The organism is Desulfomarina profundi, assembly GCF_019703855.1.
GTDB lineage: Bacteria > Desulfobacterota > Desulfobulbia > Desulfobulbales > Desulfocapsaceae > Desulfomarina > Desulfomarina profundi.
In genome coordinates, this window is the sequence record NZ_AP024086.1 from 3,425,144 (window position 1) to 3,443,993 (window position 18,850).

General features: G+C 46.0%; 18 protein-coding genes. 9 read left to right on the top strand and 9 right to left on the bottom strand.

Features of this window, described 5'->3' with window-relative positions:
* Positions 1-79: 79 nt before the first annotated feature.
* Positions 80-652, bottom strand: a complete 573-nt coding sequence (locus LO777_RS15745; protein WP_228854805.1) for a DUF1295 domain-containing protein — start codon at positions 650-652, stop codon at positions 80-82.
* 845 nt (positions 653-1,497) lie between these two features.
* Here LO777_RS15745 and nhaA point away from each other — a divergent pair.
* Entirely contained in the window at positions 1,498-2,703 is a 1,206-nt protein-coding gene (nhaA, locus tag LO777_RS15750; RefSeq protein WP_268907459.1) for a Na+/H+ antiporter NhaA, read from the top strand.
* A 96-nt stretch (positions 2,704-2,799) separates the two neighbouring features.
* A complete protein-coding gene (locus tag LO777_RS15755) occupies positions 2,800-4,245 on the top strand; it encodes a FlgO family outer membrane protein (RefSeq protein WP_228854807.1) in 1,446 nt (481 codons plus the stop codon).
* Positions 4,246-4,291: 46 nt separating this feature from the next.
* Here LO777_RS15755 and rbr read toward each other — a convergent pair whose 3' ends face one another.
* From rbr to LO777_RS15770, 3 genes are all read right to left on the bottom strand, one after another.
* The gene (rbr, locus tag LO777_RS15760) at positions 4,292-4,867 is read right to left on the bottom strand and encodes a rubrerythrin (RefSeq protein WP_228854808.1); all 576 of its coding nucleotides are present in this window, start codon (positions 4,865-4,867) and stop codon (positions 4,292-4,294) included.
* A gap of 168 nt (positions 4,868-5,035) precedes the next feature.
* Positions 5,036-5,722: a hypothetical protein gene (locus tag LO777_RS15765; RefSeq protein ID WP_228854809.1), complete on the bottom strand. Its 687-nt coding sequence runs from the start codon at positions 5,720-5,722 to the stop codon at positions 5,036-5,038.
* On the bottom strand, positions 5,715-7,592 hold the full coding sequence (locus LO777_RS15770; RefSeq protein WP_228854810.1) for a bifunctional acetyl-CoA hydrolase/transferase family protein/GNAT family N-acetyltransferase: 1,878 nt from the start codon (positions 7,590-7,592) through the stop codon (positions 5,715-5,717). The genes LO777_RS15765 and LO777_RS15770 overlap by 8 nt, the downstream gene beginning before the upstream one ends.
* Positions 7,593-7,829: 237 nt before the next feature.
* Here LO777_RS15770 and LO777_RS15775 point away from each other — a divergent pair, with 237 nt between their 5' ends.
* Positions 7,830-9,158 (top strand): serine/threonine protein kinase, encoded by a 1,329-nt coding sequence (locus LO777_RS15775; protein ID WP_228854811.1) that lies wholly within the window; start codon positions 7,830-7,832, stop codon positions 9,156-9,158.
* Between the two features lie 30 nt (positions 9,159-9,188).
* On the opposite strand, the gene LO777_RS15780 is transcribed toward LO777_RS15775, so the two are convergent.
* From LO777_RS15780 to LO777_RS15795, 4 genes are all read right to left on the bottom strand, one after another.
* Positions 9,189-9,923 (bottom strand): metallophosphoesterase family protein, encoded by a 735-nt coding sequence (locus tag LO777_RS15780; protein ID WP_228854812.1) that lies wholly within the window; start codon positions 9,921-9,923, stop codon positions 9,189-9,191.
* 34 nt (positions 9,924-9,957) lie between these two features.
* Positions 9,958-10,551 carry a glycerol-3-phosphate 1-O-acyltransferase PlsY gene (gene plsY / locus LO777_RS15785; protein ID WP_228854813.1) on the bottom strand — a complete coding sequence of 198 codons (594 nt, stop codon included), beginning with the start codon at positions 10,549-10,551 and terminating at the stop codon, positions 9,958-9,960.
* Between the two features lie 20 nt (positions 10,552-10,571).
* Positions 10,572-11,075, bottom strand: coding sequence for a universal stress protein (locus LO777_RS15790; RefSeq protein WP_228854814.1), 504 nt, complete (start codon positions 11,073-11,075; stop codon positions 10,572-10,574).
* Between the two features lie 181 nt (positions 11,076-11,256).
* Positions 11,257-13,854 carry a TRAP transporter permease gene (locus tag LO777_RS15795; RefSeq protein WP_228854815.1) on the bottom strand — a complete coding sequence of 866 codons (2,598 nt, stop codon included), beginning with the start codon at positions 13,852-13,854 and terminating at the stop codon, positions 11,257-11,259.
* An 86-nt stretch (positions 13,855-13,940) separates the two neighbouring features.
* On the opposite strand from LO777_RS15795, the gene LO777_RS20205 reads away from it, so the two are divergent.
* A complete protein-coding gene (locus LO777_RS20205; protein ID WP_268907460.1) occupies positions 13,941-14,063 on the top strand; it encodes a hypothetical protein in 123 nt (40 codons plus the stop codon).
* Positions 14,064-14,066: 3 nt separating this feature from the next.
* Here the strand turns inward: LO777_RS20205 and LO777_RS15800 are convergent, their stop codons facing one another.
* Positions 14,067-15,047, bottom strand: a complete 981-nt coding sequence (locus LO777_RS15800; protein WP_228854816.1) for a TAXI family TRAP transporter solute-binding subunit — start codon at positions 15,045-15,047, stop codon at positions 14,067-14,069.
* A 538-nt stretch (positions 15,048-15,585) separates the two neighbouring features.
* Here LO777_RS15800 and def point away from each other — a divergent pair.
* From def to LO777_RS15825, 5 genes are all read left to right on the top strand, one after another.
* Positions 15,586-16,095, top strand: coding sequence for a peptide deformylase (gene def / locus LO777_RS15805; protein ID WP_228854817.1), 510 nt, complete (start codon positions 15,586-15,588; stop codon positions 16,093-16,095).
* 8 nt (positions 16,096-16,103) lie between these two features.
* Positions 16,104-16,658: a methionyl-tRNA formyltransferase gene (locus LO777_RS15810; protein ID WP_228854818.1), complete on the top strand. Its 555-nt coding sequence runs from the start codon at positions 16,104-16,106 to the stop codon at positions 16,656-16,658.
* 128 nt (positions 16,659-16,786) lie between these two features.
* Positions 16,787-17,071, top strand: coding sequence for a DNA-3-methyladenine glycosylase (locus LO777_RS15815; RefSeq protein ID WP_228857401.1), 285 nt, complete (start codon positions 16,787-16,789; stop codon positions 17,069-17,071).
* Positions 17,068-18,255: a nickel pincer cofactor biosynthesis protein LarC gene (gene larC, locus LO777_RS15820; protein WP_228854819.1), complete on the top strand. Its 1,188-nt coding sequence runs from the start codon at positions 17,068-17,070 to the stop codon at positions 18,253-18,255. Before LO777_RS15815 ends, larC begins: the two co-directional genes overlap by 4 nt.
* Positions 18,252-18,701 carry a phosphatidylglycerophosphatase A family protein gene (locus tag LO777_RS15825; RefSeq protein ID WP_228854820.1) on the top strand — a complete coding sequence of 150 codons (450 nt, stop codon included), beginning with the start codon at positions 18,252-18,254 and terminating at the stop codon, positions 18,699-18,701. Before larC ends, LO777_RS15825 begins: the two co-directional genes overlap by 4 nt.
* Positions 18,702-18,850 lie beyond the last annotated feature (149 nt).

The window sequence follows — 18,850 nt, forward strand, 5'->3', positions numbered from 1 at the left end:
TAAAGCAGGTACCCTTGCACTCTGTCTGAGTCTCATGACTACCTGGAATAAAAATAAATGTTCCGGACCGAAGCCATTATCAGGCCAGACGTTCCTTCAACCATTTCCAGGGGAAAAACATGGACACCTTCTGCTGATAAACCCGAAACTCCTCCCCGTATTGGGTCAGGAGTTTTTTTTCCTCAAGAAAAGTGCCGACTATCAGATAAAAGGTTAAAATAACAGCCACAAAAGTTGTCGCGACACTGTACACCTGTGCTCCTGACCAGACAAGGAGAATTGAGCCCCCATACCAGGGATGACGGATAATACCGAATATCCCGCTCCTTGAAAAAGTTTCCTGTCCATTCAGCAGAACATCACGCTTTCCTGTTCTCAATTGATCAAGTCCGAGAAAAGAGGTCAATCTGTATCTCCTCGCTCCCTCTCTGAAGAGAACAAAAGCAAGCAGGAGCATAAAAAAGCGGATAAAGAACCAGCCTCCCTGCCACTTGAAGAGAGCAGGGCTGTGAAGTGACTTCAGGTAGAAAACGGGAACAATGAGAGTGACAAGAGAAAAGATATTATAGAAAATTCTGTACCACCGGTCATAACCACTGAATTGCTGTTCCATAAACGAAATAATCGTCGATGAAATAAGAAAACTGTGCATGACGCACCAGCCGCTCCATATCACAATTAAAAACAAATACTCCCGAGAACCTGCCATCATACTTTTATCACCTGTCTGTAATCTATTGTTTTCTCAGCTGCTCAAAGATGAGCCCTGAATCCGTGAACAGATGTCCCACGGAGATGCAAGTGGTTTATACAAATCAGTTATGTTATTATTTTAGTTGTATTTTCAATGGACTATTCAAGAACAAAATCATAATTTCGTCGCAGATTCTAAGAATCCGTGCATAATACAATACTGTATGTATAGACATGCAGGAAGCAACAGTTTTCCAGATTTTGTAAAAATAGTGGACAAAAGAGTATATTGACACCCCCACCTCCTTGTAATACACTCAAAAACAGACCGGAGCAGTCTGATTGAAATCCGATTACCCATGAAACTCAGCCGAACTGAAAATGTATCTGGTGTCAGAAATCACTGAAAATCCAGATCATTAGCCCGCATTTCTCATCAGTTCAGGCGGCGTCAGCTTCAAAATTTTCAACAGTAAATAATAGTAACCTATATTTACTGTTGAAATATTGCAGAAGATGGCGTCGCCTGGGCTGACCTTGGGTGAACATTGTGTGAATTTTGTTCGATTACTGATAGTTGGCTAATTATTTGTATTCTACAACTATTCTCAAAATTGACACAATGTTCATGAGAAATGTGGGTTAGATGATCTATCAAGAACACAATATCCATTCAAATCCTTTTTTGAATCGTCAAAACATGTTTTCTGAAATACACCTGATAAGGAAGGCACATCCAAGGTTCATAAATGTCATGCTGAATTTCGTATGTAATCATGAATTGAAAACTCCAAAAACCTTTTCATGAAAAACGGGACCTATCGCATTGCCGAATTTTTAAAGTCTGAATCTGCCGGAGGAATAGTGCTGATACTTGCAGCTTTTCTGGCCATGCTTCTGGCAAACAGCCCTCTTGGGTTTCTTTATGATCGTATTATAACCACTCCGGTACATATCCGGATAGGCCCCCTGGAAATAGCCAAACCCCTGCTCCTCTGGGTCAACGACGGACTGATGGCCGGCTTCTTTTTCCTGGTCGGCCTGGAACTCAAACGTGAGCTGCTCATTGGAGAATTATCGGACAAATCCAAAATCATTCTCCCGGCATTCGGAGCCATTGGCGGCATGCTTGTGCCCTCGCTCATCTATGTCTTTTTTAACTATAACGATCCCCAGACTATAAAAGGATGGGCAATACCCGCTGCAACAGATATTGCCTTCGCCCTGGGTGTCCTTTCACTGCTTGGTTCCGGAGTTCCCGCCAGCCTGAAAATTCTGCTGACCTCCCTTGCCATTTTTGATGATATTGGGGCAATTCTTATCATTGCCGTTTTTTACACCGATAACATCTCCTTTATTTCCCTGCTGATCGCCGCAGCATGCATAATTGTTCTCTGGCTCATGAACAGAAAAGGAGAGGAAAGAGTCGGCATGTATTTTTTTATCGGCTCCATCATGTGGGTTGCCCTTTTGAAATCCGGCGTACACGCCACACTTGCCGGTGTCATCCTGGCTATGTTCATTCCCATGGAATCAACTGAAAAAGAGAACCATTCACCTCTCATGCAGCTTGAACATGATCTCCATTCAACTGTGGCCTTTTTCATCCTGCCCATCTTTGCATTTTGCAATGCCGGTATTGATATTACAGACGCCACTCCTGATTTCTTCACGCACAGCGTTCCCCTGGGAATCACTTTCGGGCTTTTTTTCGGCAAACAGGTGGGTATTTTTTCTTTTATCCGGCTGGCAATTTCTCTGACAACAGCTGAAATGCCGATGGGAATGAACTGGCGGTCTCTTTATGGTATGTCAGCCCTCTGTGGAATAGGTTTCACCATGAGTTTATTTATCGGCTCACTTGCATTTAACCAGACTGTTGAAAAAATGGTATTTGACGAGCGGCTTGGCATTATCGTCGGCTCACTCCTCTCGGGTATCGTCGGATATTTCATTCTTAAAAATTCTCTGGAAAAACCAGGGGACAAAACCCTCAGTGTTCAGGAATAAACTTTTTTGCAGGTTTGACATGCAATATTTTTGCGAACATAATATACTATTTCATCTTTTCATAAATTATTTTTAAAAAATTCTGCCTGTAATTACATGATGAACTCTCCTACACGTCATCTGAACATTTTAGTCTTTATCCTTTTCCTCTCCTCCCTTTTTATCGGTATCACTCCCCGAAATTCATCTGCTGATTTCCAAAAGACCAAAATTGCAGTACTTGATTTTGTTCTCCATGGAGACAAGCTGAACACCCAGGGAATGGGGGCTATTATTTCCGAGTGGTTTATTACATCCATTGTTAAAAGTGGCCGTTTTGATGTCGTGGAAAGGGCCATGCTGCAGAAAATAATCTCTGAACAGAAACTTGCCACAACCGGACTGATCGACGAAAACAGTGCCAGTGAACTGGGAAAGATCCTGGGAGTTAAGGTCATTATTACTGGATCTGTCCTCAAATTGAAAAACTCCATTGAAATCAATTCCCGTGTCATCAGTGTGGAATCCGGATCCATTATCGCCGCAGAAAATATTCGAGGCAGCACTTCTGATGACCTGCAGTCTCTGGTGGAGCTTCTGACTAAAAGAATCATACGCAATTTCCCGCTCACCGGATACATAGTAAAAAGAGACGGCAAATCAGTGATCATTGACCTGGGCCTCACGGCAGGGCTTGATTATGGAACGGAGTTTATTGTCTTCAAAGAGGGCGAAGTGATCAAGCACCCGAAAACAGGAGAAGTTCTCGATGTCGAACAAATTCACACCGGAAAAATTCGAATCACCAAGGTAAGAAGAAATGTTGCGGAAGGTCTTATCCTTCAGGAAAATAAAATCGGGATTGCCTATGGCCAGATGGTGCAGAGTATCCAGAAAACTCCTTCAGCTGTACCGGCACAACCCCCACGACAACTGAAAATGGAAGAACCATTTGTACCGGCACCTGCTCCGGCTCCTCCTTCAATGGGAAAAATTGTCCTGAAACGAGATAAGCAGAAAATTATTCCTCCCAGAAAAGTCAACCGAAGCAAACAACCCCGCCGGAAAGAACAACCTCCAGTAGTAGAAGTTGTTGCAGAAAAGAGACCGGAAATCCTCAACGTAGGTATCTTTCCCTGGGTTTTTGATGACGAAGGAATTTCGTTTCTTTCCTACCTCAAAGATAACCTGAAATACCGGATAGAAGATTCAGAGAAACTGAAGTTAAAAAAGTCCTATTACAAAATTAAAAAAATATCCAAACTCAAAACATCAGGCTCTTCAAAGAAATACTATACCAGAACAAACCTGAAACTTTCAGCCATAAAAGCAACGGCAAAAGAACAGAATATTCACCTCGCCGTCCTTGGCAGATTAAATATCCACTGTCGCTGGTCTGACAATTGCCAGGTCAGACATATGAAAGTTATTCTCCTGGACCTGACAACAGGAAAAAGTATTGTCAAGAGCGGTTCTTCCTGGGATGTGGACGCCCGTGATTTCGTTGACTCCGTACTGGCCAAAGCCTTCAAGGAGCTTAACAGAACATTGGACAGAAACTGAAAAATACCCCGTATTTCTACAATACGGGGCATGAGCTGAAAGCTCTCTACCAGTTTTCTCCCAGGATTTCAAAATGGGCTTTGGGATGTGCGCATGCGGGACACATCTCCAGTGCTTCTTTTCCTTCATGGAGATATCCACAGTTTCTGCATCGCCAGGTCACCGTATCAGACCGACTGAATACTTGGTTTTTTTCTATATTTTCTGCCAGATCTTTATATCGTTTTTCATGCTGTTTTTCTGCTACGGCTATTGCCTCAAAAATTGCCGCAATGGCGGCAAAACCTTCCTCTTTCGCTTTTGCTGCGAATTCCGGATACATGGTTGTGTGTTCATAATTTTCACCGGCAGCAGCTTCTCCTAAGTTTTCCAGAGTTGTACCGATAACTCCAGCAGGGAACGCAGCAGCAATCTCGACTTCTCCTCCTTCAAGGAGTTTGAATAATCGTTTTGCATGTTCTTTTTCCTGGTTGGCGGTCTCCTCAAAAATATGTTGGATCTGCACATATCCCTCCTTTTTTGCCTGGGATGCAAAATAGGTATACCGGTTACGAGCCTGTGATTCTCCACAGAATGCGGTCAGGATATTTTTTTCAGTTTGCGTTCCTTTCAGACTTGGCATAACAACCTCCTGTAAAAAATGAGCAAGTTCACCGAAGATGCTGAACATCAACGGCACAGACGTATACTGATAAACCGGCATTGCCGAACCAAATGGCTCAACCGTTTATACCCTTTTGTGCAAAAAACTTCTGGTCGCGGAATTTCCAGATAAACATGGCAGGGAGACTTAATCCGGCTCCTTTATCAGTTCAACCACAGTCTCCTCCGTTCCGGGCAGACCATGAACACTCCTGTACCTGAGAAACAGATTGTCTTCCTTTCTGAACCAGTAAGATCCATGCCAGAAGGGAGACAGTATTCCCGCAGGCCTGACCTCGATCTTCCACGAGTCCATTGGCCGATTGCAGACAGTTATCGTTTCTCCGCCCATCTTCACTGCCTGCAGTGCTATTGTTTCAATGGTATCGGCCCTGATTGTCCAGAAGGTTATTTTTGTCTGACTGGAATCAAGAAAATTTCCAAGAGAAAAAGACAGCGGCTGAAACCAGGGCCGACTATCAATGGTTACTGTTTTTTCGTACGGTTTACCGTTTCTGATTCCTGAAATATACAGGTTGTCACCTTTCCGTTCAGCATTGATATCATGTCTTTTCCTGTTTTTTATCTTCCACTTCAGTGTTGCTCCATCGCTTTTGCAGATATTGAAAAACGATTTTCCCTTTTCAAAAACATGCACAAGCACCTGATCATTCTTGACAACAGCCTTCCAGTAAAACTCTATTTTCCTGTCTCCGGTTCTCTCAATATAGGTATACAACCCGGCAGCCGGTAATCCCCCGGCCATTGCCGGCAGAACCGTTTCCCAGAAAAAAAGACAGAAAAACAAAAACCTGAATAACAACTCTCTACTCATTTTCTTTCTGGAATTTACAGGTCAGACTTATCATATTGTCTTCTGTTTTGACACTCACTTCATAGTCAAGAAGATTGAACAGTTTTACCATCCCCTTATTGGATGTTGAGGTATAGGCGGTCAGCCCGGCAATACCACTTTCTCTTGCGGCTTCGGCCAGTTTTTTTATCACGATGGTGGACAGTCCCCTGCCCTGCCATTTTTTAACAACAGAAAAGGCAATCTCTGCCATATTGGAATCAGGATCCAGGTAATATTCACCCACAGCCAGGATACGCTCGAAACCGGGCTCACCCTCCACCGCTACAATGGTCAGATCCCGGTGATAATCAATAATAAATGTGTTTTCAATCTGTTTACTGACAAAACTGGTCCGTTCATTAAAAAACCTGGACACAACGTCCACCTTGTCGAGACTGTAATAGTGCTCCTGGATAAATCTCTCGTCCGTCAGCTTCACCGGTCTGAAGGTTATCTTTTTATTGTCAATGACATGGATTTCCTCCAGCTTCAGGGGATAAATTGAATGCATCTCCTCTTTCAACGACCTCTCCGGGCCAAGAAGTCCCATCTCCTTTGCCTCGTCAAACAGCATGTCTCTGAAATCCGGATGAGCGATACTGATCAGGGCAATAGCCCTTTCCTGGAAGCTTTTGCCGAACAGATTGACAGAACCGTATTCGGTAACCACATATTGCACTTCACTCCTGGGAACAACCACTGCTGAATCTGTCAGTCTCGGGACAATTCGACTCTCCCTGATGTTTGACTTGGTTGAGGTCAGCATGAGAATGGATTTCCCGCCTTTTGACATTGCCGCACCCCGGAAAAAATCGAGCATCCCGGTTATCCCGGAAAAATTGTTAAAGGGCAGGGCATCGGCCGCAACCTGACCGGTCAGGTCAATCTCCCGGCCCACGTTCATCGCCACCATTTTATTATTACGGGAAATGACCCGCGGATCATTAACATATTTGGAAGGATGAAACTCTATGGCGGCATTATTGTCCAGCAGGTCATAGAGGTCTTTATTACCAATGGCATTACTGGCGATAAGCTTACCCTCATTATACCCTTTTTTCTTATTTGTAATAACTCCCATCGAAACAAGTTTCATGATAGTGTTCGTCAGGAACTGAGTATGAATTCCCAGATCATTCTTCTGCATCATTGCCCGAAGGTTCGCCTCAGAAGTTGTTCCCAGGGACATTTGCATGGTAGAACCGTCATCAATAAGCCTGGAAACATACCTGGCGATCATATCCGCCATTTCCACATCCGGATATTTTTTTGCCTCAATAAGCGGTTCATCATGCTCAACAAAATAGTCAATATCATTAACGTGAATATAACTTCTGCCAAGAACCCTGGGCATATTCCTGTTCACCTGGGCAATCACTATATCCGCCGCCTTTGCAGCAGATTCTGTAATATCAACCGAAATACCAAGACTCATCCAGCCGAAATCATCGGGAGGAGTAACCTGTATAAGGGCCACCTGAATGGGGAGCAATCGTGATTTTATCAGCCTGTGTACATCTGAAATATTAATCGGAGTAATAAAGCGCCTGTCACCCTGGAAACTTTGCGAATTTGCGGAACCCAGGTAAAAGGAACGGATGTTCAGATTCTGAGATTTAGATTTTTCAGCAATTTTAGATAATGATGTCGATTCCTTGCTGAACAGTCTGATAATCTCAAGGTCAGTAAATCTGATACTGGCATCAGCCAGTTTCTTTACAAGGTGCTGCGGCTCTCCACAGGACGAGCCGATAAAGATTCTCTGCCCTGAATGAATTTTTAAAATCGCCTTGTCTGCAGCCATGCGATTTTCCTGGTAATGATCTGCCCAATAACCTGTACTGGTCATAACGTCTCTCCCACTTTATCACTATATTTTGACAGGAAAACGAACTTCTCCTGGCGATTACGTTCCTCCATACTATTGTTAAACAGCCCATAAAGCAAGCCCGCTCGTTATGGTTAAAAGGAATCCAGTACACCATTTCCCTGGCTGGATCACCAAATTGGCCATATCTCCGATGATAATTAAAAATCTTTTGCTCACTTTCCCACTTCTCTGCTAGGATGAAAGAGAGGAGGGGATATGATTCTGCAATCGACAGCCGATACACTACTGCTTTTCAACCTGTCGCCTGGAGAAACGCGGCTTATTGACAGACTTGTTTCCTCTTTTGCCCTTGAAACAGTTTCTCTTCAAATCAATAACCTCAGCGAATACCGAAGAACAGATCCCAAACATCAAGTATGCCTGGTAATTTTTCATGTTGACGCAGAAAACAACAGGCAGCATCTCGATATTCGCCAAATACGGGATCACCTCGGTGAGAACGTTCCCATACTTATCCTGATCCCAGCCAAAAACAGAAAAAATATCAGGAAATATCTGAAGGCCGGAGCTGATGACTACCTGCTTTTACCACTGAACCAGGATCAGTTCTCCGTCAGTTTTCTCATACTGCTCGAGATCGGCCAGACGATGGCACATGCGCAAAGACCGCAAACGTCACAGGACAGCACATTTGCATGGAACAGGCTGATTAACCCATTCCGGGCAGGAGAAAGCTATTTCTCTCCGAGAACTCTTGCCGGAAACAGGAAAACTGAGGGCAGTTTTGATAAATGGGAAAAACTCCACCGTCTTGGTCTGGGTGGATTCGGTGTAGTCTGGCTGGTCAGGGAAACCGGGACAGGGAGACTTGCAGTTGCCAAAACACCCCATTCACCGGCGCTGAATATACGTGTACTGCGATCCGCCGCTATCCTGAAACGGCTTATCCATCATCCCGGTATCTGTCAGCTCCTGGAGGTGGTCAAACATAACGGGAAATTCATTCTTATCCAGGAATATATCAACGGCCCGACCCTGCAGGAACTGTTAAAAACAAGAATTTCTGCCCGAAACAGGGAAGACTACTTCAGCCAGCTTCTCTCAGCTGTGGCATTTTCCCATAATCACAGAATCCTGCATCGTGATATAAAACCTGAAAACATCATGATAAGCAAAACCGGAAAATTAAAACTGCTGGATTTCGGGATCGCCAGGGACCTTTCCTGGCAGGGGGCCGGAAAGAGTTCAGAGGGCACCTTAAGTTACATGGCACCGGAACAGTATGCCGGCAAAAGCTGTCTCGCCTCCGATATCTGGTCCCTGGGCATTATTCTCTATATTTTTACAACCAATGCCGTTCCCTACCAACTTTACAATGACGAATACCCCGAAGACATGGAAGAAGAACTGCGAAACAGGGCTCCGTTGACAATCAATCCCAAAATAGACCGTGAGCTTGACAGAATTATCATGGGCTGCCTGGAAGTGGATCTTGAAAAACGATACGGAAATGGCCACGCTCTACAGCAGGATCTCTTTAAAACTTTTCCCCTGTTCGGCTCCGGTGAACTTCTTCCTCCCTGACCCAATTAAAAAAAACTCTGAAACACAGTTTCAACGTCCTGTCATCAGTCTTTTTCCAAATTCTTCGGGAAGTCCTGATGAAAGAATCTTCTCTTTTGTCCTGTGAAAATCGTAGTCGAATCTGTAGAATTCAACCACATTTCTGTCTGTATCATAAATGAGGTAAGCTCCCCGTACATCACCGTCACGGGGTTGTCCCACAGAACCGCAGTTGAAAATCTGCCGATTCAGGGGTGACATGGGAACAACAGTGCCATTCCTGGGAGAACGAATATAGACACAGAAAAAATTCCTGCGTGTAATGGCAACCGGCACATGGGTATGGCCGAGAAAGAGGAGTTTCGTCTTTGACCTGGCAAACGATTTGGAAATAGAACTCTTCTCGGAAACATAGTACCAGTTTCTCGGTCTATACGGGTTGGAGTGGCAGAAAAAGGTATCATTCCACCTGATTGTATCACTCATTTCCTTGAGAAAGAAGTAGTTCTCATCGAACAATCTCTTTTTTGTCCAGGAAATCGCCTTTCTGGTTGCCGCACCGGCTCTCATCGGTGCACCGAGGACAGCGGCGTCATGGTTTCCAAGAATAAAAACAGCGTGGGATAGATTTCGCAGCAGATCTATACAACCGTTGGGGTCCGGTCCGTATCCCACGACATCCCCCAGGCAGATATAACGGTCGATTTTTCTGTCAGAACAGTGACGCAGAAACGCCCGGAGTGCTTCCAGGTTTGCGTGTATATCTGAAAAAACGGCAACCCGCATAACTGCATCCCAAATTCTGAGGCCCTTGAGCTGGCTATTTCTTCCTCCAACTCTTTTCCTCGCCTCTGATCAGTCTGGATATATTTTCATGATGCTTCAGCCAGATAAGCAAACCAATAAAAGCGGCCGCCCCGATGGTGGCCGGCGAACTCCCCACCAACCACAACCACACAGGTATCAAAGCAGAAGCCAGAAGAGAACCCGCCGAAACAAAACCGGTCAAAGCAACAGCACCTGCGAACACAACAAGACTGATTAAAATGGCAGGAAGCGAAAGATAAAGAAACACGCCGAGCCCTGTAGCTACCCCTTTACCTCCCTTAAAACCGAGATACACAGGAAACATGTGACCAATCACCGCTGCAATACCGGTTAGAAGTACAATTCCTTCCCGGCTACCGGATTCAGGAAGCAAAGACGCCACCAGGTACATGGGCAGAAAACCCTTGAGACAATCACATACCAGGGTCAGAAAACCGAGTTTTTTTCCCAGCACACGGCTCACATTGGTTGCTCCAATATTGCGACTCCCCGCCTGGCGGACATCCGTGCCCACAAGCTTGCTGAAAACAAGGCCAAAGGGGATAGCACCAATACAATATCCGAGCAGTGGAAAAAGATATTCCATACGATATCAGTCTCCCTCCTCTATAACTTGCCTCTTTCCCTGTGCCGGATAAATTTTTTCAGCAAACGATCAGAAACATCATCATCGCGATAGGAAACAATGGTAACAGGGCATTTTCGAAACATTCTCTCAGCGACAGATCCGGCAAAAATATGCCGGATATCATGGGTCTTAATACCCATAACCACCATATCGATATTCTCGTCCACCACAAGTTTCAGCAATTCGTTTGTCGGATCTCCAATTTTAAATGTAAAATTGACCTGATCATCAGGCAATGTCATCTCGGCCATCAGGTCCTTCAGTTCGGTACGACGCTCTTTCTTGACGGTTTCCAGGTAATCTTCAACACCGACCTTATACCCCAGGGAAGAAATCTTGTCGACGGCTTCCAGGTCCCGGTCATTAATGACATTGACAATAATCAAGGCAGCATTAAAGGAAGCTGCAATCCCTGCCGCATAATTCAAAATACCTTTGGAGTATTGTGAAAATGCAATGGGTACCAATATTTTTTTTACCATAAGATACTCCTGATGCTTTTATTAAAACGATGGCCGGTGAAAAAACACCGGCCATTCAGCTGCTTGAATATTTGGCTGAAAATTCGGTCACTACAGGTTATTTTACCGCAGTCGGATTTTCATTTATTTTTGTACCCTAAAGGGTATAAACAGCTCAGCTGTTTATGCCCGGCCATGCCGGTCAGGAGGATGCCGCGACCAGCTCCTCTTCATCTATTTTGCGGGCACGAGCACGCTGGATTCGCCACAAAAACGCAAGAAGTATCATTGCCGGAATAAAAACCAGTTGTTTAGGTGGACGGTCGGCCTTCATCTGGACACCGGTGATTTCCTGGTCAAAATCTATTTTTGCCTTTTCAGCAGGGCTGCCGAAAGCAACCAGATCAACCAGGATTTTACCATCTTCCTTTCTGGTTTCAAGACCAATATCACTCAGTCGCTCCTTGCCGGTCGCTCCATCCCCCACGGGCAGCATCACCGTCATTTTGAACTGTTTCCCATTATCCTTCTCCCCCTTAAGCTGAAGCCTGAGCATAGACCCGGGTTTAATCTTACCGACGACCTGCTCCAGTTCCGAAGCGGGCTTCTCCACCAAGGGCGGATAAACCTTGTCCCAGAAATAGCCGGGCCTGAAAAGTGCAAAAGCGATCAGAAGAAGTGCCGCTGTCTCCCACCACTTGTTTCTTGTCAGGAACCATCCCTGGGTCCCTGCGGCGAAAACCAGCATGGCGACAACTGCTGTCACGATAGTCAGAACCAGATGATACCAGTGTTCTACCCCGATCATCAGCAGTTCGGTATTGAAAATAAAGATAAAGGGGAGAATAGCCGTCCTGATATCATAACCAAACCCCTGGATACCTGTACGGATGGGATCACCTCCCGAGATCCCGGCTGCGGCAAAGGCTGCAAGTCCGACAGGCGGCGTATCATCTGCCAGAATGCCGAAATAGAAAACAAACAGGTGCACGGCAATCAGGGGGACAATCAGTCCATTCTGGGCGCCGAGGCTGACAATAACAGGAGCCATCAGAGTTGAAACGACAATATAGTTTGCCGTTGTCGGCAGCCCCATACCAAGCAGCAGACTGATACCGGCGGTGAACAGTAAAATCAGCATTAAATTACCACCGGAAATAAACTCAACAAACTCGGTCATGACCAGACCGACTCCAGTGAGTGTAACAGTACCGACAACAATACCTGCTGCAGCTGTCGCCACACCGATACCGATCATATTTCTGGCCCCGGCCACCATTCCGTCAATCAGATCATTCCAGCCCCGGACAAAAGAAAAATCATCTCCCTGCATTTTTCTGAAAAACCCTTTCAGCGGATGCTGGGTGAGAACGATGACCACCATCAGGACAGATGCCCAGAAAGCAGACAGTGATGGTGACAGCCTTTCTACGGTAAGACACCACATCAGAACAACGATAGGTAGAATAAAATAATACCCGGCCTGGGCTGTCTCCCCGAGAGGCGGCAGTTCCTTGATATCGGTGGTAATCTCCAGTTCCGGTACACGACAGGCAAAGGCAATGAGAAGAACATACGCCACCGCCAGCAGAACACAGACAATCCATATTGTGGCATCCCCGGCTACCGTTTTAATCCAGCCGAGTCCGTAATAGGTTACTCCCCCGAGGATAATAAGGGTAAGAATGGTTATGAAAAAACTTGTCACTCCCTGGACAAAAGTCTTTGTTTTACGCTTTTTCATCCCCTTCAGTCCCATCTTGCAGGCTTCCAGATGCACAATGTAGACCAGTGCAATATAGGATATAATAGCCGGCAGAAAGGCATGCTTGATGACTTCAATATAGGAAATTCCCACATATTCCACCATCAGAAAAGCCGCAGCACCCATTACCGGCGGGGTCAACTGACCGTTTGTGGACGAGGCCACTTCAACTGCGCCGGCCTTCTCAGGAGAAAAACCAACCTTTTTCATGAGTGGAATTGTAAATGTCCCCGTCGTCACCACATTGGCAATGGATGAGCCGGAAACCAACCCGGTCATGGCTGAGGATACAACCGCAGCCTTTGCCGGCCCACCCCGCAGATGACCAAGCCCCGCGAAAGCGGTTCTGATAAAATAGTTGCCGGCCCCGGCTGCCTCCAGAAGCGAGCCGAACAGGACAAACATGAAAACCATACCAGTGGAAACCCCCAGAGCAACACCATATACACCCTCAGTTGTCAACCAGTAGTGAGTCATTCCCTTGGAGAAACTGGCCCCTTTATGGGCAATGACCTCAGGCATATATGGACCCGCAAAAGTGTACAGGATAAATACCATAGCCACAACCATCAGCGGAGGGCCAAGTGCACGCCGGGTAGCTTCCAGCAACAGGATAAGCCCAACAAGAGATACACCAAGATCAAGCATTGTCGGTTGTCCCGGACGGGTGGAGAGATCAGAATAAAATAGAAACAGATACGCTGCACAGAAAGCAGCTATGAAAGCCACGATCCAGTCCTGGATCGGGATATATTGCTTCGGCGAAGATTTAAAGGTCGGAAATGCAGTGTAGGCTAGAAAGACAGCAAAAGCCAGGTGAATCGCTCTTGCCTCAGTATCATTTAAGACAAAAATATTAAATAAAAAAGGTAGCGGAGATGCGTACCAGAGCTGGAAAAGAGTCCAGCAGAGTGGTACAAAAAAAAGGACTTTCTTAGAGATTTTTCCCTGAGGATTACGACCGCCTGTGTCCGCTTCTGCGACCATCTCCTGTATATGTTCACTGGGTAATGGCTTTTCGGTAGGTTGAGTCATTTCGACGACTTCTCCTTTTCATTCCTGAAACAGTAACTGAAAATTTGGAATCCCCGACCGGGCAGCACCCGGCAGGAAAACCGTCAATGCGAATACAGATACTTCTCTATGTGATGAATTTATTACATAATGAAAAACCTGTGGTGAAGATAAAAAAGAATGTGCAGCCGTGGAACCCGGCTGCACATGAAATTACAGAGTATGGCTGATGCTTACATCAGACCTGCTTCTTTATAATACTTGACGGCACCCGCATGAAGAGGAGCGGAAAGACCGGCTTTGATCATTTCCTCTTTCTTCAAGGTCGCAAAGGCAGGATGGAGCTTTTTAAACTGGTCGAAATTCTCGAAAACAGCTTTAACTATATTATAGATAACCTTCTCAGGTACCTTGGAGGACGTTACGAATGTTGCAGCAACACCAAACGTTTTGGTATCGGCATCAGTTCCCCTGTACATGCCACCGGGAATAACTGCTTTTTTGTAATAGGGCTTTTCTGCAACCAGCGCATCAATTTCAGGTCCTTCAACGTTGACCAGAACAGCATCACAGGAAGTGGTTGCCTCTTTGATGGAACCATTCGGAAAACCCACGACATATACCATGGCATCAATCTTGTTATCACAGAGAGCCTTGGACTGTTCAGCTGCCTTAAGCTCAGAGGCCAGTTTGAAATCAGATTTCTTCCAGCCCATTTTTTTCATGACAACTTCCATGGTACCACGCTGTCCGGAACCCGGATTACCTATATTAACCCGCTTTCCTTTCAGGTCTTTAAAATTCTTTATACCGGCATCCGCCCTGGCAACAACGGTAAACGGTTCTGAATGGATGGAAAATACTGAACGCAGATCCTTATTTGGTCCCTGCTTTTCAAACTTGCTGGTTCCATGATAAGCATGATACTGCCAGTCAGACTGGGCAACACCCATATCAAGCTCACCGGCCCTGATTGCATTCAGGTTGTATATAGAACCACCTGTACTTTCAACTGTCGCACGAAGTCCATGTTCTTTCTTACCTTTGTTTACCAACCGTGCGATTGCACCACCTGTGGGATAATAAACACCCGTAACACCACCGGTGCCGATGGTCACAAAGGTCTGATCAGCTGCCATGACACTGGTTGCTGAACTCAACGCAGTGACACAACCAAATGCAATTGCTGCCATTAAAGATGCTGTCCGTTTCATACTTTTTCTCCCTCATTTTCATTAATTACCTTCCCCCCGACTCCGAAAAAAAATCGAGGAAACAAAAAACACATCCGTCATGTGTAATCGACATTTTCAGGCGTCCATCACACATTCTGTCCAGTCTTGAAAGACTGCAGACAAAAATACACATCACAACAATTTAAATGAGAAGTCAAGCTTTTTTCAAAGAGTTTCAAATGATTTTTTCGTAAATCTTTCACCAGGCCGAACAGCCCGTTTTTTCTGGCCTTGAGGAATATTACCTCTCTGTTTTTTTTCATCATCTGATATTCCAGCGTTTTCTTGAATACTTGTATGAAAGAGACCTCAAACTCTCCAAAAAAATCCTGGTTGACAACCATCACCCCACCCTCTCCTATTTGAACAATGGCAGAAAAAAAAACCCTGTGGTAAAATAACAGATTACTTTTTCGTGATAATAAGTGCTACAACAGGCATAATTGCAAAATCGCTGTTGTGCCGGCCCCAAACCATAAAACAGGCAGTAAAAAGCCTCGTGATCAGTTACGATACAATGACCATTCAAAAAATATACAAATATCCCGAACCGGTTCTGCGACAGAAGACAGAAAAAATCACTCTCTTTGACAAGGAACTGACAACCCTTGCGGACGACATGGCCGAAACAATGTACGATGCCCCAGGCATCGGCCTGGCTGCGCCCCAGATTGGCAAGTCTGTAAAACTCATTGTAGTTGATATTTCAGAGGACCGTGAAGAAGATCAGGAATTCATGGCTCTGGTCAATCCGGAGATAACCCAACGGGAGGGTGAGCAACTTGACGAGGAAGGCTGCCTTTCCGTCCCCGAGCTCACAGCCAAGGTCAAGCGGGCGAGGAAAATCACTCTCTCCTACCTGGATCTGGAGGGAAACCCTCAGGAACTGACTGCGGAAGACCGCTTTGCCGTCGTCCTCCAACACGAAATTGATCATCTTAACGGCATTCTGTTTCTTGACCACCTCAGTTCTCTTAAACGAAACCTGTACAAGAAAAAAGTCAGGAAATGGCTGGCCAACAGATAGGAGAAACCATGCCCAGGCAACCTTTACGCATTATTTTCATGGGAACCCCCGATTTTGGCGCATCAACGCTGCGGGCCCTTCTGAAAGGCCCTGATGAAGTCGTTGCTGTGGTCACTCAACCGGATCGCCCGAAAGGTCGTGGCAAAATACTGACGCCTCCTCCGGTCAAACTGCTGGCAGAGGAAAACAACATCCCGGTCCTCCAGCCCACAAAGATAAAAACAGAAGAGTTCAGGAACGGACTGCGCAGCTATCAGCCGGATCTCATGGTTGTTACAGCTTACGGCCGAATCCTCCCCAAACCCCTCCTTGAACTTGCACCGATGGGCTGTATCAACGTCCACGGCTCTCTTTTGCCTCGACACAGGGGAGCTGCTCCCATCCAGTGGTCAATTCTTCTTGGAGACGAAAAAGTTGGAGTGACCATAATTAAAATGGACGAGGGAATGGATACGGGAGATATTCTGCTGAAGGCCGACATGGAACCATCCCCCGGGAAACAGCCGGTACCCTTTTCAAAAAACTCGCTGAACTTGGCGGCGGAACCCTGCTCAAAGCCATAGCGGGGCTCAAGGATGGTACAGTCGCCCCGACGCCCCAGGATCATGAAAAAGCCACCGAAGCACCTTTACTAAAAAAATCAGACGGGCTTATCGACTGGTCAAAAGAGAGTGAAGAAATTGAACGCTTTATCCGCGGACTTGATCCCTGGCCCTGCAGCTATACCTACCTGAAGGGGAAACGGATCAAACTGTTTGCCCCCGAGGTTGTGTACCGTGACAGTGACAGCTCTCCGGGATCCCTGCTTGAAGTCAATAAAAACGGCTTGCTGATCAATTGCGGAAAAAATACTCTTCTCATCAGGGAAATCCAGCCTGAAGGGAAAAAAAGAATGTCGGTGGAGGCATTTCTCTGCGGCACTCCCCTGAAAGCCGGAGTGGTTCTCTCCGGACAGAAACCCGGCAAAGAGCAGTGAGCAGTCCGGCGAACGAAAAAATCTGTTACGCAGACTGCTTTTCCGGTATAAGCGGGGACATGTTCCTGGGTGCTCTGCTGCATTGTGGGCTTGACCGGGAACTCCTGCTGAATGATATCGACAAACTTGGTCTTGAAGAAATTGAATTCTCAGTTGTAAATGAGAAAGAATCCTCAATTTCATGCTGCAGGGTTTTAATACGCTCCCGGCGAAAGCAGGAACTCCGCACCCTGCCCGTCATAATAAACAAGCTTGAAAAAAGTGGGCTTGATGACTCCATCTGTTCAAAAGCGGCTGCGGTTTTTACAGCTATTGCCGAAGCCGAGGCACGAATCCATAATATGCCGGTGGAAAAAGTCCACTTTCATGAAATCGGTGCTGTTGATACCATAATAGATGTTGTAGGCACCCTTGCCGGCCTCCACCATCTTTCTGTTTCCACCCTTTACGCCTCACCGCTTCCCATGGGCCGTGGATTTGTCAACTGCTCCCATGGGAAAATACCCCTGCCCGCACCCGCTGTTACTGAATTGCTACACGATATCCCTGTTTATGGTGTCAATATTCAACAGGAACTGGTTACACCGACCGGAGCGGCACTGCTCAAGGTACTGGCAGGTGATTTCGGTCCAATGCCCCCCATGACAATATCCGCAACCGGTTATGGAGGCGGCAGCCATGTTTTGCCTGATAATCAACCCAATCTGCTGCGACTTGTCATCGGATATGGCAGGCAGGTCAAAGAGAGCCAGGAAGTGCTGGTCATCGAAACAAATCTGGATGACTGGAACCCGGAGACCTTTCCTTTTCTCTGCGAAAAACTGTTTTCCGAAAAAGCCCTGGATGTCAGCCTCACTCCTATTCTGATGAAAAAGGGCCGGCCGGGATACTCTCTACAGGTTATCTGTCATCCGTCAGGCGGACCGGGGATAAAAAATACAATTCTCAGGGAAACTACGTCCATAGGTCTGCGTTTTCGAAAAGAATCAAGGCAGACCATGCCCAGGAAAACTGTGAGTATTGCAACACCCTGGGGTGCTATCAAGGCTAAAAAGGTCCAGGGACCGGACAGGCCTGTTATTTATCCGGAATATGAAGAGTGCAGAAAAATCGCACTCAAAAACAATGTCACCCTGCAGGAGGTTTATGACAGTGTGCGATGCGGGAAAGAGGGATCATCATGAATAAAATCATCATTGCTCTGGCCACAGGCTGCGGTGTGGGAATGATCCCCGTGGCGCCGGGTACATGGGGATCACTGGCTTCCCTCATCCCCTGGTTTTTTATAAAAGACTTTTCACTTCCTGCCTACCTTCTGATTCTGCTCTTCGTCTTTGTTATCGGTTTTTTTGTCTCAGGGTCTGCTGAAAAAATACTTGACCGACCCGATGCGGGTCCAATAGTAATCGATGAAATTCTCGGCATGTTCATAACCCTCACCCTGGCCCCGAATGGTCCTGGCAGCTGGATTCTCGGCTTTGCTCTTTTCCGGATTTTCGATATCTTCAAACCCTTTCCCGTCTCCTGGTTCGACAAAAAAATCCATGGAGGTATTGGCATCATGATGGATGATGTCATGGCCGGACTCTACGCACTGGCTGCCCTGCAGCTTATCTACCTGATCTTTTAACTTGAAACTGCAGCTGCCTGAAATGATGAAAAATGCGGGTTAGTGCCTTGGAGATGAACCTAACCATTTAATTTCAAAACACCTTCCCTGGTTTCTTTTTTATGACAGAACCTTAGGAGTAAGGCATTAAAACCAACAGGAGTTCAAAA